This window comes from Agrococcus carbonis (assembly GCF_900104705.1).
Taxonomy (GTDB): Bacteria; Actinomycetota; Actinomycetes; order Actinomycetales; family Microbacteriaceae; genus Agrococcus; species Agrococcus carbonis.
Map to the genome: position 1 here is coordinate 2,006,137 of NZ_LT629734.1, position 13,441 is coordinate 2,019,577.

General features: G+C 72.9%; 13 protein-coding genes. 11 read left to right on the top strand and 2 right to left on the bottom strand.

Annotated elements, in window-relative coordinates:
- Positions 1–8: 8 nt before the first annotated feature.
- The 9 genes from BLT67_RS09715 (at position 9) to BLT67_RS09755 (ending at position 8,215) form a co-directional block, all read left to right on the top strand.
- Complete coding sequence (locus tag BLT67_RS09715; RefSeq protein WP_231945461.1) at positions 9–542, top strand: DUF3817 domain-containing protein; 534 nt, start codon at positions 9–11, stop codon at positions 540–542.
- On the top strand, positions 542–2,113 hold the full coding sequence (guaA, locus tag BLT67_RS09720; RefSeq protein ID WP_092666832.1) for a glutamine-hydrolyzing GMP synthase: 1,572 nt from the start codon (positions 542–544) through the stop codon (positions 2,111–2,113). Before BLT67_RS09715 ends, guaA begins: the two co-directional genes overlap by 1 nt.
- Before the next feature lie 206 nt (positions 2,114–2,319).
- On the top strand, positions 2,320–3,000 hold the full coding sequence (locus tag BLT67_RS09725; RefSeq protein ID WP_092666833.1) for a hypothetical protein: 681 nt from the start codon (positions 2,320–2,322) through the stop codon (positions 2,998–3,000).
- 119 nt (positions 3,001–3,119) lie between these two features.
- Positions 3,120–3,569, top strand: coding sequence for a YciI family protein (locus tag BLT67_RS09730; RefSeq protein WP_092666834.1), 450 nt, complete (start codon positions 3,120–3,122; stop codon positions 3,567–3,569).
- A gap of 64 nt (positions 3,570–3,633) precedes the next feature.
- Positions 3,634–4,866: an RNA polymerase sigma factor gene (locus BLT67_RS09735; RefSeq protein WP_231945462.1), complete on the top strand. Its 1,233-nt coding sequence runs from the start codon at positions 3,634–3,636 to the stop codon at positions 4,864–4,866.
- Positions 4,867–4,931: 65 nt separating this feature from the next.
- Entirely contained in the window at positions 4,932–6,212 is a 1,281-nt protein-coding gene (locus BLT67_RS09740; RefSeq protein WP_092667614.1) for an aminotransferase class V-fold PLP-dependent enzyme, read from the top strand.
- Positions 6,212–6,664, top strand: coding sequence for a Fe-S cluster assembly sulfur transfer protein SufU (gene sufU / locus BLT67_RS09745; protein WP_092666836.1), 453 nt, complete (start codon positions 6,212–6,214; stop codon positions 6,662–6,664). The genes BLT67_RS09740 and sufU overlap by 1 nt, the downstream gene beginning before the upstream one ends.
- Before the next feature lie 64 nt (positions 6,665–6,728).
- The gene (locus tag BLT67_RS09750) at positions 6,729–7,718 is read left to right on the top strand and encodes a bile acid:sodium symporter family protein (RefSeq protein WP_092666837.1); all 990 of its coding nucleotides are present in this window, start codon (positions 6,729–6,731) and stop codon (positions 7,716–7,718) included.
- A gap of 98 nt (positions 7,719–7,816) precedes the next feature.
- Positions 7,817–8,215 (top strand): VOC family protein, encoded by a 399-nt coding sequence (locus tag BLT67_RS09755; protein ID WP_092666838.1) that lies wholly within the window; start codon positions 7,817–7,819, stop codon positions 8,213–8,215.
- Between the two features lie 34 nt (positions 8,216–8,249).
- On the opposite strand, the gene BLT67_RS09760 is transcribed toward BLT67_RS09755, so the two are convergent.
- A complete protein-coding gene (locus BLT67_RS09760; protein WP_092666839.1) occupies positions 8,250–8,609 on the bottom strand; it encodes an iron chaperone in 360 nt (119 codons plus the stop codon).
- Positions 8,610–8,760: 151 nt separating this feature from the next.
- A complete protein-coding gene (locus BLT67_RS09765; protein WP_157674311.1) occupies positions 8,761–9,750 on the bottom strand; it encodes a Bax inhibitor-1/YccA family protein in 990 nt (329 codons plus the stop codon).
- A 128-nt stretch (positions 9,751–9,878) separates the two neighbouring features.
- On the opposite strand from BLT67_RS09765, the gene BLT67_RS09770 reads away from it, so the two are divergent.
- Positions 9,879–10,892: a glycerophosphodiester phosphodiesterase family protein gene (locus BLT67_RS09770; protein WP_092666841.1), complete on the top strand. Its 1,014-nt coding sequence runs from the start codon at positions 9,879–9,881 to the stop codon at positions 10,890–10,892.
- Between the two features lie 69 nt (positions 10,893–10,961).
- Complete coding sequence (locus BLT67_RS09775; protein ID WP_092666842.1) at positions 10,962–13,349, top strand: ATP-dependent helicase; 2,388 nt, start codon at positions 10,962–10,964, stop codon at positions 13,347–13,349.
- Positions 13,350–13,441 lie beyond the last annotated feature (92 nt).

Sequence of the window (13,441 nt, forward strand, 5' to 3'; positions counted from 1 at the left end):
TGGCACCCGTGCCCCGCCCCATCGAACAGCTGCCCCAGATCCGCTCGGCCGTCGGCTTCTACCGCGTGATGTCGTGGGTGACGGGCGTCTTCCTGCTGCTGCTCGTCGCCGAGATGGTGCTCAAGTACTCGCCGACGCACGTCGAGGTCTTCGCCGGCGGCTCGCGCGGGCCGCTCGCCCTCGCGCCCGTCGTGCCCGCCGAGGGCTGCCAGTGGTACTCGCTCTTCGTGCCCGGCGGCATGGGCTGCGAGATCGCCTCGCTCGGCGACGGCTTCAACGTCTCGCTCGCGATCCTCATCGTGCACGGCTGGATCTACGTCGTCTACCTGCTCGCGTGCTTCCGCCTCTGGTCGAAGCTGCGCTGGCCCTTCGGCCGTCTGCTGGCCATGGCGCTCGGCGGCGTCGTGCCCTTCCTGTCGTTCATCGTCGAGCACCGCATGCACCGCGTCGCGCTCGACGACCTCGCGCGCCTGGAGGCCGAGAGGGCCCGGCGCGACGACGCATCCGCCACCGCCGCCGCATCCACGCCCCAGGAGGCCTGATGTCCGACACCGCTCAGCGGCCCGTGCTCGTGATCGACTTCGGCGCGCAGTACGCGCAGCTCATCGCGCGACGCGTGCGCGAGGCCGACGTCTACAGCGAGATCGTGCCCTCGACCATCACCGCCGACGAGGTGCGCGCCAAGGACCCCGCGGCGATCGTGCTCTCGGGCGGCCCCTCGAGCGTGTACGAGCCGGGCGCCCCGCGGCTCGACGAGGGCATCCTCGACCTCGGCATCCCCACGCTCGGCATCTGCTACGGCTTCCAGGTCATGGCGTCGCACTTCGGCGGCACCGTCGCCCGCACCGGCCGCCGCGAGTACGGCTCCACGGCGATGTCGGTGGATGCCTCGGGCGCGCTGCTCGAGGGCCAGCCGGGCGCGCAGACGGTGTGGATGAGCCACGGCGACTCGGTCTCGGAAGCGCCGGAGGGCTTCACCGTGCTCGCGACGACCGCCGACACCCCGGTCGCGGCCTTCGAGGACCGCGAGCGGCGGATGGCCGGCGTGCAGTGGCACCCGGAGGTCAAGCACTCCGAGCACGGCCAGAAGGTGCTCGAGTCGTTCCTGCACGGCATCGCGGGGCTCCCGGGCGACTGGGACTCGGGGAACATCATCGAGGAGCAGGTCGCGCGCATCCGTGAGACCGTCGGCAGCGACAAGGTGCTGTGCGCGCTCTCGGGCGGCGTCGACTCCGCCGTCGCCGCCGCACTCGTGCACGAGGCGGTCGGCGACCAGCTCGTGTGCGTCTTCGTCGACCACGGCCTGCTGCGGCAGGACGAGCGCCGGCAGGTCGAGGAGGACTACGTCGCCTCGACCGGTGTGCGGCTCGTGACCGTCGACGCGCGCGAGCGGTTCATGCAGGCGCTCGCGGGCGTCACCGACCCGGAGCAGAAGCGCAAGATCATCGGTCGCGAGTTCATCCGCGTCTTCGAGCAGGCCGAGCGCGACCTCGCCGCAGAGGCCGCGAGCGAGGGCGAGCCGATCCGCTGGCTCGTGCAGGGCACGCTCTACCCCGACGTCGTCGAGTCGGGCGGCGGCACCGGCACCGCCAACATCAAGAGCCACCACAACGTCGGCGGCCTGCCCGACGACCTGCAGTTCCAGCTCATCGAGCCGCTGCGGGCGCTGTTCAAGGACGAGGTGCGCGCGATCGGTCGCGAGCTGGGCCTGCCCGAGGCGATCGTCGGCCGCCAGCCCTTCCCCGGGCCGGGCCTCGGCATCCGCATCATCGGCGAGGTCACCGAGGAGCGCCTCGACACCCTGCGCCGCGCGGACGCGATCGCGCGCGCCGAGCTCACCGCCGCCGGCCTCGATGATGAGATCTGGCAGTGCCCCGTGGTGCTGCTCGCCGATGTGCGCTCGGTGGGCGTGCAGGGCGACGGGCGCACCTACGGCCACCCGATCGTGCTGCGCCCCGTCTCCTCCGAGGACGCCATGACGGCCGACTGGACGCGCCTGCCCTACGACGTGCTCGCACGCATCTCGAACCGCATCACCAACGAGGTGGCGGAGGTCAACCGCGTCGTGCTCGATGTGACGTCGAAGCCGCCGGGGACGATCGAATGGGAGTGAGGGGGTAGCGCGCTGGTCGCGCGGTCTGCTCCTCAGCTCAGACAATGACGAAGGCCGGATGCCCGCGAGGGGCATCCGGCCTTCGTCATAACTCGACACCCCGCAGACCGCGCGACCAGCGCCGCGAGGGGGCGGAGGCTGGGGCGCGGGCGCGAGGGTGGAGGTCGTCGCGTGCGCGGCGGGGCGGGCGCGAGGATGATGGGCGCATGGGGCAGGTGGCGACGCGCGAGCGGGGAGCACGGCGGGCGGCGCTGTGGACGCTCGGGATCGGCCTCGTCGCGAGCCTGCTCGTGAGCGCCGCACCGGCCGCCTGGCTGCAGGGGCGGCTGCGGCACGGGTGCGCGCTCGTCGACGGCGCGTGGGCGTGCGACAGCGGCGTAGCCGTGCTCACCGCCGTCGTCTCGAGCGCCGCAGCCGCCCTCGTCTCGCTCGGCCTCGTCGCGCTCATCGTGCGCGCCACGTGGGATCAGGTGCGGCTGCGCGCCGAGCGCTTCGGCGTCGTCGCGCTCATCGCCGTGCTGCCGGCGCTCGCGCTGTGCGGCTGGCTGCTCGTCGAGGCGGTCGTCGCGGATGCCGCGGGCGTCGCCCACGACGACAGCCGGGTCGCGATGTGGGTCGAGCGCGCCATGCTGCCGACCATCGCGATCGGCGCCGCCGGGCTGCTCGCCGGCTCGGGCCTGCGGATGCGCGCCCGCGGCCGCCCGAGCCGCGTCGCCTTCGTCACGCTGCTGCTCGCCTTCGCGATGCTGCTCGGCGCGGCGGCGACCACCGCGCTCGGGCTGCTGCCCACCGGCATCGTCGCAGCCGCCGCGATCGGCGCCGCGTGGAACCTCGCGGCCGCCGCGTGGCCGAACGCGAGCCGCAGCTCGGGCGGCTTCGGCCCCTGAGCGAAGCGGTGCGAGCCCGCGCGCAGGAATCCGGGCGGCGATGTCGATCCGGCGCTTCCCCGTTCGACGTCTGGAGTGAGAGGGTCGAGCAGCGACCCCCACGACAAGGAGTCAGGACCATGCAGTACATGCTCATCATGCGCTCGGACGACGCAGCCGTCGAGGCGTACAAGGAGATGCCCTTCGAGCAGGTCATCGAGGCCATGGGGAAGTACAACGAGTCGATGATGGAGGCCGGCGTGCTGCTGGCCGGCGAGGGGCTGAGCGATGCGAGCGAGGGCTTCGTCGTCGACTTCTCGGCCGACCCGCCGCTCGTGACCGACGGCCCCTACGGCGAGACGAAGGAGCTCTTCAACGGCTTCTGGATCCTCGAGGTCGCCTCGAAGGAGGAGGCCGCCGAGTGGGCGAAGCGCTGCCCGCTGGGCCCGGGCGCCAAGCTCGAGGTGCGCCGCGTCACCGGCCCCGAGGACTTCCCCGCCGACAACGAGTGGGTCCAGAAGGAGGAGGGCTGGCGCGACGAGCAGGCCGCCCGCAAGGCGGCCGCGAGCCCCGGCGGCAGCGCTGGCTGACGCAGCCCGCGACGAGCCGGCGCGCCGCGCGGAGGACGACTCCGCCCGGCGCGCCGTCGTCGCGGTGTGGCGCATCGAGTCGGCGCGCATCGTCGCGACGCTCACGCGCTACGCGGGCGACTTCGCGCTCGCCGAGGATCTCGCACAGGAGGCGCTCGCCGACGCGCTCGTGCAGTGGCCGACGACCGGGGTGCCCCGCAACGGCGCGGCCTGGCTCACGCAGGTCGCCAAGCGCAAGGCGATCGACCTCTGGCGGCGGCAGGAGCGCCTCGCGGAGCGCGTCGCGGCGCTGGGGCACGACCTCGAGCTCCGGCAGGACGAGGCGGCGGATGCGGTGCCGTGGGACCCGGACGAGATCGACGACGACGTGCTGCGGCTCGTGTTCACGGCGTGCCACCCCTCGCTCGGCGAGGCGGCGCGCGTCGCCCTCACGCTCCGCGTCGTCGCGGGCCTCGAGACGACCGAGATCGCCCGCCTGCTGCTGCAGCCCGTCGCCACGGTGCAGCAGCGCATCGTGCGCGCCAAGCGGGCGCTCGCCGACGCGGGCATGCCCTTCGAAGCGCCGCCGCGCGCGGAGCGGCCGCAGCGGCTGCGCGCCGTGCTCGGCGTCGTCTACCTCCTCTTCACCGAGGGGCACGCGGCCACAGCCGGCGACGACTGGATGCGGCCGGACCTCAGCCGCGAGGCCATCCGGCTCGGGCGGATGCTCGCGGCGCTGCAGCCGGATGAGCCGGAGGTGCACGGCCTGCTCGCGCTCATGGAGCTCACGGCCGCGCGCTTCCCAGCGCGCGTCGACCGCCATGGCGAGCCGGTCCTGCTGGCCGACCAGGACCGCCGCCGCTGGGATCGCGGCGCGATCCGGCGGGGTCGGGCGGCGCTGCGCCGTGCCGAGTCGTTCGGCCGCGGCCTCGGCTCCTACGCGCTGCAGGCGGCGATCGCCGAGGCGCACGCCGACGCATCCGCCTTCGACCGCACCGATTGGGCGCGCATCGTCGCCGCCTACGAGGCGCTCGAGCGCGTCGCCCCGAGCCCGGTCGTCACGCTCAACCGCGCGGTCGCGGTGTCGATGGCCGACGGGCCCGGTCTCGGCCCGCAGGCGGCGCTCGCGATCGTCGACGGCCTCGCCGGGCAGCGCGCGCTCGCGGACTCGCACCTGCTGCCCTCGGTGTGCGGCGAGCTGCTCGCCCGTCTCGGCCGTGCCGACGACGCGCGCGCCGCCTTCGCCGAGGCGGCCGAGCGCACCCGGAACGAGCGCGAGCGCGCGGTGCTGCTCGCGAAGGCCGCCGCGGGCGTCTGAGCGTCGTCGCGCGACGTCCCGCATATGGGGGAGACAGGCACGGCTACTACCCTGGAGGCGTGACGATCGGAACCCAGCCCGCCCTGACCGAGGAGCGCATCGAGCGCCTCCGCCAGGACTTCCCGATCCTCGCCGAGCAGCCCGGCGGGGTGCCGCTCGTCTACCTCGACTCCGGCGCCACGAGCCAGCAGCCGCGGCAGGTGCTCGAGGCCGAGTGGGCCTTCCGCACGCAGCGGAACGCCGCCGTGCACCGCGGCGCGCACACGCTCGCGGCGCTCGCGACCGACGACTACGAGCACGCCCGCGAGCGGATCGCTCGCTTCGTCGGCGCCCGGCCGACCGAGGTCTCGTGGGCCATGAACGCGACGGATGCGCTCAACTCGGTCGCGCTGTCGCTCGCCGAGGCCAACCGGGCCGCCGTCGTCGACCCGACGCTGCGCATCCGCGAGGGCGACGAGATCCTCGTCACCGAGGCCGAGCACCACGCCAACCTGCTGCCGTGGCAGCGGCTCGCCGACGAGACGGGCGCGACGCTGCGCTGGGTGGAGGTCGACGACGACGGGGTGTGGACGGCGGATGCGGCGCGCGCGCTCATCACCGAGCGCACGCGGGTCGTCGCGTTCGCCCACGTGTCGAACGTCACCGGGCTCATCGCCGACGTGCCCGCGATCGTCGACGCCGCGCGCGCGGTCGGTGCCCTCACGGTGCTCGACGCGTGCCAGTCGGTGCCCCACCGCCCCGTCGACCTGCGCGCGCTCGGCGTCGACGCCGCCGCCTTCTCGAGCCACAAGATGCTCGGCCCCGGGGGCGTCGGCGTGCTCTACCTCTCCGAGGCGCTCGGCGCCGCGCTGCCGCCGGCGCGCGTGGGCGGCTCGATGATCACGACCGTCACGATGACCGAGCGCGAGTACCTGCCCGCGCCGCAGCGGTTCGAGGCCGGCACGCAGCCCGTCGGCGCGATCGTCGGGCTCGCCGCCGCGGTCGACTACCTCGAGGCCGTCGGCATGCCGGCGATCGAGGCGCACGAGGTCGCGCTCGGTGAGCGGCTCGCCGCGGGCGCGGCCTCGATCGCGGGCGTGCGGCTCGTCGGCCCGCGCCCCGGCGAGGAGCGCGCGGGGCTCGCGAGCGTCGTCGTCGACGGCGTGCACGCCCACGACGTCGGCCAGGTGCTCGACGCGGCCGGCATCGCCGCGCGCGTCGGCCACCACTGCGCCCAGCCCCTGCACCGCCGCCTCGGCATCGCCGCGACGACCCGCGCATCCACCTACCTCACGACGACCGAGGGCGAGGTCGACCGCTTCCTCGACGTGCTCTCGGGCGTGCGCGCCTACTTCGGGGCGGCGTGATGGCCGACCCGCTCGCCGGTCTCTACCAGGAGCTCATCCTCGAGCACGCCAAGCGGCGCGCGGGGGAGGGGCTCATCGAGCCGTTCGACGCCGAGCGCTTCTTGCGCAACCCCACGTGCGGCGACGAGGTGCGGCTGCGCGTGCGCGTCGTCGACGGGCGGGTGGATGCGCTCGGCTGGGAGGGGCAGGGCTGCTCGATCTCGCAGGCGGCCGCGTCGGTGCTCGCCGAGGAGGCGACCGGGCTCACGGTCGCCGAGGCGCGCGAGCGGATCGAGGCGCTGCGCGAGCTGCTGCGCTCGCGCGGTGCCGTCGAGCCCGACGAGCAGCTGCTCGGCGACGCGGTCGCGTTCGCCGGGGTCGCGCGGTTCCCGATGCGGGTGAAGTGCGCGATGCTCGCGTGGGTCGCGCTCGAGGAGGCGCTCGACGAGCTCGCCGCGGCCGGCGCGCGCTGAGCGGTCGCGCCGGGGTACACGACGTGTGCCACGCTGTCTGATACCTACAGACAGAGAGGTCGTCATGTCCCGCACCGCACCTGTCGGCGAGCGCATCGGTCGCGTCGCCGGCACCTGGTTCCCGCTCGTCGTGCTCGCCGCCGGCGCCGTCGCGATCGCCGTCCCGCAGGTCTTCCTGCCGCTGGGCGCATCGATCAACGTGCTGCTCGGCATCATCATGCTCGGCATGGGCCTCACCCTGCAGCCGGTCGACTTCACGGTCATCGCCAAGAAGCCCAAGGCGTTCGTCGTCGGCGTCGTCGCCCAATACGTCATCATGCCGCTCACCGCCATCGGCCTCGCGACCGCGTTCCAGCTGCCGCCCGAGCTGCTCGTCGGCGTCGTGCTGGTCGGCTCCGCGCCCGGCGGCACCGCATCCAACGTCATGGTCTACCTCGCCAAGGGCGACACCGCGCTCTCAGTCGCGATGACGACCGCCTCGACCCTCATCGCGCCGGTGCTCACGCCCCTGCTCGTGCTGTGGCTCGCCGGCTCGTACCTGCCGGTCGACGCGTGGGCGCTCTTCCAGTCGATCATCTTCATCGTGCTGCTGCCGGTGATCGCCGGCGTCCTGCTGCGGATGCTGCTGCCGCGGGTCGTGCGGGCCATCCTGCCCTGGCTGCCGCTCGTCTCGGTCGTCGGCATCACCCTCGTCGTGCTCGCGGTCGTCGCGGGCAGCGCCGCCACGATCCTCTCGGTCGGCCTGCTCGTCGCGCTCGTCGTCATCCTGCACAACGGCGTCGGCTACGGCCTCGGCTTCCTCGCCGCGAAGTCGGTCGGGCTCGACACGAGCGCGCAGCGCGCCGTGGCGATCGAGGTCGGCATGCAGAACTCCGGCCTCGCCGCAGGCCTCGCGAAGACGCACTTCTCGCCCGAGGCGGCGCTCCCCGCCGCGATCTTCTCGGTGTGGCACAACGTCTCGGGCGCGCTGCTCGCCTCGTTCTGGTCGCGCCGCCCGCCGCGCGACGCGGCGCCCGAGGCAGCTTCCGACACTCAGGATGCCGTCGTCAGCTGACGCGCTGCCCCGCTGCGACCCCCGTCCGTGCCGGGCGGGGGTCGTCCGCGTCGGCGGGCTCGCGTAGCCTGTGCGGCACACCGACCCGGGAGGCTGCGATGGCGCTGCGCTGGTACTCGAACGTGATCGAATCGACCGACCCGGGCAGGCTCGCCCGCTGGTGGGCGCAGGCGATCGACTGGCAGATCGCCTACGAAGCCGACGACGAGGTGGTCCTCATCCCGAAGTGGGCGGAAGAGCTCATGCCGAAGCTGGAGTTCCATCAGGTGCCGCCGGGGCTCGTCTTCGTGCGCGTCGACCACGAGAAGCAGTCGAAGAACCGCATCCACATGGATCTCGCCCCGCACACGAGCGACGGTCGCGACGCCGAGATCGCGCGGCTCGAAGGGCTCGGCGCTCGTCGCATCGACGTGGGCCAGGGGCCGGACGTCACGTGGACCGTGCTCGCCGACATCGACGGCAACGAGTTCTGCGTGCTCTCGAGCCGCGAGGACTGAGGCGGCTCACCGGGCGCGCCGCTGGGCTGCGGCGTCAGCGCGCGATGCCCCGCGCAGCGACCACCGCGCGCGCGATCCGCTCGACGAGCGCGATCGGCAGCGGGTCGCGGTGCCGCAGGTTCACCGTGTCCTTCCCCGAGCGCAGCGGCGCGACCTCGGCCTCGAGGTCCTCGGGCAGCGTCGGCACCGGGTAGAGGCCGATGTGCTGCTTCCATCCCGCGAAGTGCAGCGCGTAGCGGCCGCCGAGCATGACGGCGGCGATGCCGTAGCGGATGCGCTCCTCGGGCTCGGGCACGGCGTCGCGGATCGCTCGGCGCACCTGCTGCAGCCGCTCGGCCACCTCGGGCGGGAAGCCGGCGATGTAGGCGTCGACGGTGGCGGGCTGCTCGCTCATGGGAACACTGTCACGCACGCCGAAGGCCCCGGCAAGAGCCGGGGCCTTCGCAAGCTTCGAGATCTCGCGACACGTGCGACTCCGTCGCGCGCTCCTGGATCTAGCGTCCTCCGGGCTCAACGCGGCTGCGCCGCATTGAGTCCTGCGGACGCTAGTTGTTGCCCCTGAGGATCGCGAGGATGCGCAGGATCTCGACGTAGAGCCAGATGATCGTCATCGTGATGCCGAACGCGGCCGACCAGCCGTACTTCTTGTGCACGCCGCGCTTGACGCCCATCTCGATGTTCTCGAAGTCCATCACGAGCGAGTACGCGCCCAGCACCACCGCGAGTACGCCGAGGATCACGCCGAGCGGGATGCCCATGATCTCGACCGAGCTGCGCCAGCCGAACATGCCGGTGGGGGCCACGAGCATGCCGACGAAGTTCGCGAGCGAGAACAGGCCGTAGCCGATGATCACGATGAAGAAGATCTTGTTCATCTTCGGCGAGGTGCGGAAGATGCGGAACGCGTAGCCCGCGAGGGTCACCGCGAACACGCACGCCGTGGCGAGCAGCGCCTGGAAGATGATGCCGCTCATCGGCTGGCCGAAGCCGCCGAACTCGAGCAGGCCCGAGAACCCGCCGAGGAAGAGCCCCTGCGTCGCGCCGTACGCGAGCACGAGCGCCGGGCTCGGCTCCTTCTTGAAGATGTTGACGAGCGCCAGCACGAAGCCGACGAGCGCGCCGCCGTAGGTGAGGACGAAGAACGGCACCGAGGTGCCCATCGTCCACAGCATGCCGAGGGTGATGACGAAGCCCACGGCGGTCGCACCGAGGGTCAGCAGCGTCTTCATGATGACGCCGTCGTAGGTGAGGCGCTCGGTCTCGACAGGGCCGGCCGCCGGCGCCTGGAACTGCTGGTTCAGCTGCTCGGGCGTGGGCACGGCGGGCTGCTGCCCGTAGGGGGTGCCGCCGTACTGCGGCTGCCCGTACGGCGCGCCGCCGTACTGCTGCTGGCCGTACTGCGGCTGGCCGTAGGGAGCCTGGCCGTAGGGGGCCTGGCCGTAGGGAGCCTGCTGCCCACCGGGGATCGCCTGCGCGGCGCGCTGGGGGTTCTCGGTGAACGCGGGCGAGTTGCGGAACGCCGGGTTGCCTGCCAAGGGAGTTGCTCCTGTCGAAGAATCGCGGCCGCCACGGGGGCGGACTGGCCACAGACTACCGATGATCACCAGGTTTTCGCTGTGTGCGGGCGTGGTTCGAGCCCGGCGATCCGCCATAGCCTGGCCACGTGCACTCCACCACCCTCATCGCCCACCGCGGCGCCTCGGGCTGGGCGCCCGAGCACACCGAGACGGCCGTGCGGCTCGCCGCCGCGCTCGGCGCCGACGCCGTCGAGCCCGACCTCGTCGCGACGCGCGACGGCGTGCTCGTCGTGCGGCACGACAACGAGCTGAGCGAGACGACCGACATCGCGCACCGACCCGAGCTCGCCGACCGCCGCCGCACGCAGGTCATCGACGGGATCGAGCTCACCGGCTGGTTCGTCGAGGACCTCACGTGGGCTGAGGTCGCGACGCTCCGCACCCGCGAGCGGCTGCCGCAGCTGCGCCCCGCGAGCGCCCGCCGCGACGGCATCGACCGCGTGCTGCGCTTCGACGAGCTGCTGCACATCGCCGAGGAGTGCGGCCTCGGCGTCGTCGCCGAGCTCAAGCACGCGACCCACCACGACGCGATCGGCCTGCCGCTCGGCGCGATGCTCGCGGATGCGGTGGCCCGCACGCGCTGGAGCGCCCCGGGCGCGCTCGTGGTCGAGTCGTTCGAAGAAGGGGTGCTGCACGAGGTGCGGTCGCTCGGCGTCGACGCGCGGCTCGTCTACCTGATGGACGAGCACGGCACCGCCGCCGACCTCGTCGGCCGTGCAGAGGCATCCGCGGGTCGTGATCTGACCCGGGATGTGTCGACCGAGGGCGCGCCGAGCTACGCGACGCAGCGCACCGACGAGGGGCTCGCTGCGCTCGCGCGGCGGGTGGATGCGATCAGCGTCGCGAAGCAGGTGCTGTTCGACCGCTCGAGCGGCGAGCTCCGCCCGAGCGACCTCGTCGAGCGCGCCCGCGCCGCGGGCCTCGGCACGATCACGTGGACGCTGCGGCCGGAGAACGCGTTCCTCGAGCCCGAGCACCGGCTCGGCGACCACCCGGCGGCGTGGGGCGACTGGCAGCGGGAGTGGGCGATGGTCGCGGGCCTCGGGCTCGAGAGCGTCTTCGTCGACCACCCCGATCTGTGGCGGCGCATCTCTGGGTAGCGGCACGGGCGTGCACTGCCTGCCCGCCCCCGGCCCGGCGCGTCACCGGTCGAACGTAGAATCGAACGGATGAGCGACTTGTGGGGGCTGGGCGACGACGGCTTCGAGGAGGTCCAGCGGCCGACGCCGCTGGGCGCCGGCGGCGGCAGCGCGCACGGCGCGATCCCGGAGGCGCTGCTCGCCGGGCTCAACCCGCCGCAGCGAGAGGCGGTCGAGCACCGCGGCCCCGCGCTGCTGATCGTCGCGGGCGCGGGCTCGGGCAAGACGCGCGTGCTCACCCACCGGGTGGCAGGCCTGCTCGCCACTCGTGAGGCGTGGCCGAGCCAGATCCTCGCGATCACGTTCACGAACAAGGCCGCCGCCGAGATGCGCGAGCGCGTCGAGCAGCTCGTCGGCGAGGAGTCGCGCGGCATGTGGATCCGCACGTTCCACTCCGCGTGCGTGCGCATCCTGCGCCGCGAGGCCGAGGAGTTCGGCTTCAAGGACTCCTTCACCATCTACGACTCGGGCGACGTGCGCGCGCTCCTCAAGCGGCTCATCAAGGAGCGCGGCGCCGACATCACGGGGCTCACGCCCGGCGGGGTCGCCGCCCGCATCTCGAAGGCCAAGAACGAGCTGCACGACGTCGACTCGTGGGCGCGCACCGCGAGCCTCGACAACCCGCTCGACGCGGCGTTCCTCGAGATCTGGCGCGAGTACGACCGCGAGCTGCGCCGGGCGAACGCCTTCGACTTCGACGACCTCATCTCGCAGACGGTGTTCCTGCTGCGCGCCTTCCCGCGCGTCGCGGCGCAGTACCGCAAGCGCTTCCGCCACATCCTCGTCGACGAGTACCAGGACACGAACGCCGCGCAGTACGCGCTCATCCGCGAGCTGACCCAGCCGGTCTCGCGCGGCGAGCTGCCCGACCTGCGCGACGACCTGCCGGGCGCGTCGCTGACCGTGGTGGGCGACTCGGATCAGTCGATCTACGCCTTCCGCGGCGCCGACATCCGCAACATCACCGACTTCGAGCGCGACTTCCCTGGTGCCCGCGTCATCATGCTCGAGCAGAACTACCGCTCGACCCAGAACATCCTCTCGGCCGCCAACGCCGTGATCGGCAACAACTTCGACCGCCGCGCGAAGAACCTCTGGACCGACTCGGGCGACGGCGCGAAGATCGTCGGCTTCACCGGCTACTCCGGGCATGACGAGGCGCAGTTCGTCGCCGACGAGATCGTCGAGCTCACCGGCGGCGGCATGGCCTACAGCGACATCGCCGTGTTCTACCGCACGAACGCGCAGACGCGCGCGCTCGAGGAGGTGCTCATCCGCACCGCGATCCCGTACCGCGTCATCGGGGGCACGAAGTTCTACGAGCGCGCCGAGATCAAGGATGCGATGGCCTACCTCGTGACCGTCGCGAACCCGGCCGACGCGCTCAGCCTGCGCCGCATCATGAACGTGCCCAAGCGCGGCATCGGCCCGGCGACCGAGGCGGCGCTGCAGGCGTTCGCCGACGAGCACGACATCACGCTGCGGGATGCGATGCGGCGCGTCGACGAGATCGCCCTCGGCCCCAAGGTGGCCGGGGCCATCAAGGATCTCGCGGCGCTGCTCGACGAGTTCAGCGCGCGGCCGGATGCCGACCCGGGCGAGGTGCTGCGCGAGCTCATGAGCCGCTCGGGCTACACCGACCAGCTGCGCCGCTCGCCCGACCCGCAGGATGCCGCGCGGCTCGAGAACGTCGAGGAGCTCATCGCGGTGACGCGCGAGTTCCGGCGGCAGAACCCGGGCGGCACGCTCATCGACTTCCTCACCGAGACGTCGCTCGTCGCGGCGGCCGACGAGCTCGACGACTCGGGCGGCCAGGTGTCGCTCATGACGCTGCACACCGCCAAGGGGCTCGAGTTCGAGGCGGTGTTCATCACGGGCGTCGAGGAGGATCTGCTGCCGCACCGCATGTCGGCGAACGAGCCGGGCGGGCCGGCCGAGGAGCGCCGCCTCTTCTACGTCGGCATCACCCGCGCGCGGCAGCGGCTGCACCTCTCGCTCGCCATGACGCGCGCGCAGTTCGGGGAGGTCAATCCCGCGGTGCCGAGCCGCTACCTCGAGGAGATCCCCGCCGACCTCATCGACTGGCGCACGCCGCCCACCACCATGCGCGCGTCCGCGCAGCCGCGCGCGCTCGGACGCTGGCGCGATGAGCCGCGCGAGCAGTTCGTCACCGGCTATCGCACGCCGCCGCCGCTGCCGAAGGGGCCGAAGAAGGAGTTCGCCAACACGATCACCGAGGTGCGCGACAACTCGGGGCTCGAGCTCGCCGCCGGGGACCGCATCCGCCACAAGGACTTCGGCGAGGGCACCGTGCAGGCCGTCACCGGACTCGACAAGAAGCGGGTCGCCGAGGTGCGCTTCGACACCGCGGGCCGCAAGCGGCTGCTCGTGAAGATCGCCCCCATCGAGAAACTCTGACTCGCGTCACGAGACCACGCGGCGCTCGCCGCGCCCTCCGCCGGTCGAGGAGCGCGCCGGCGCAGCCGGCTCGCGACACGAGACCCCGCCCC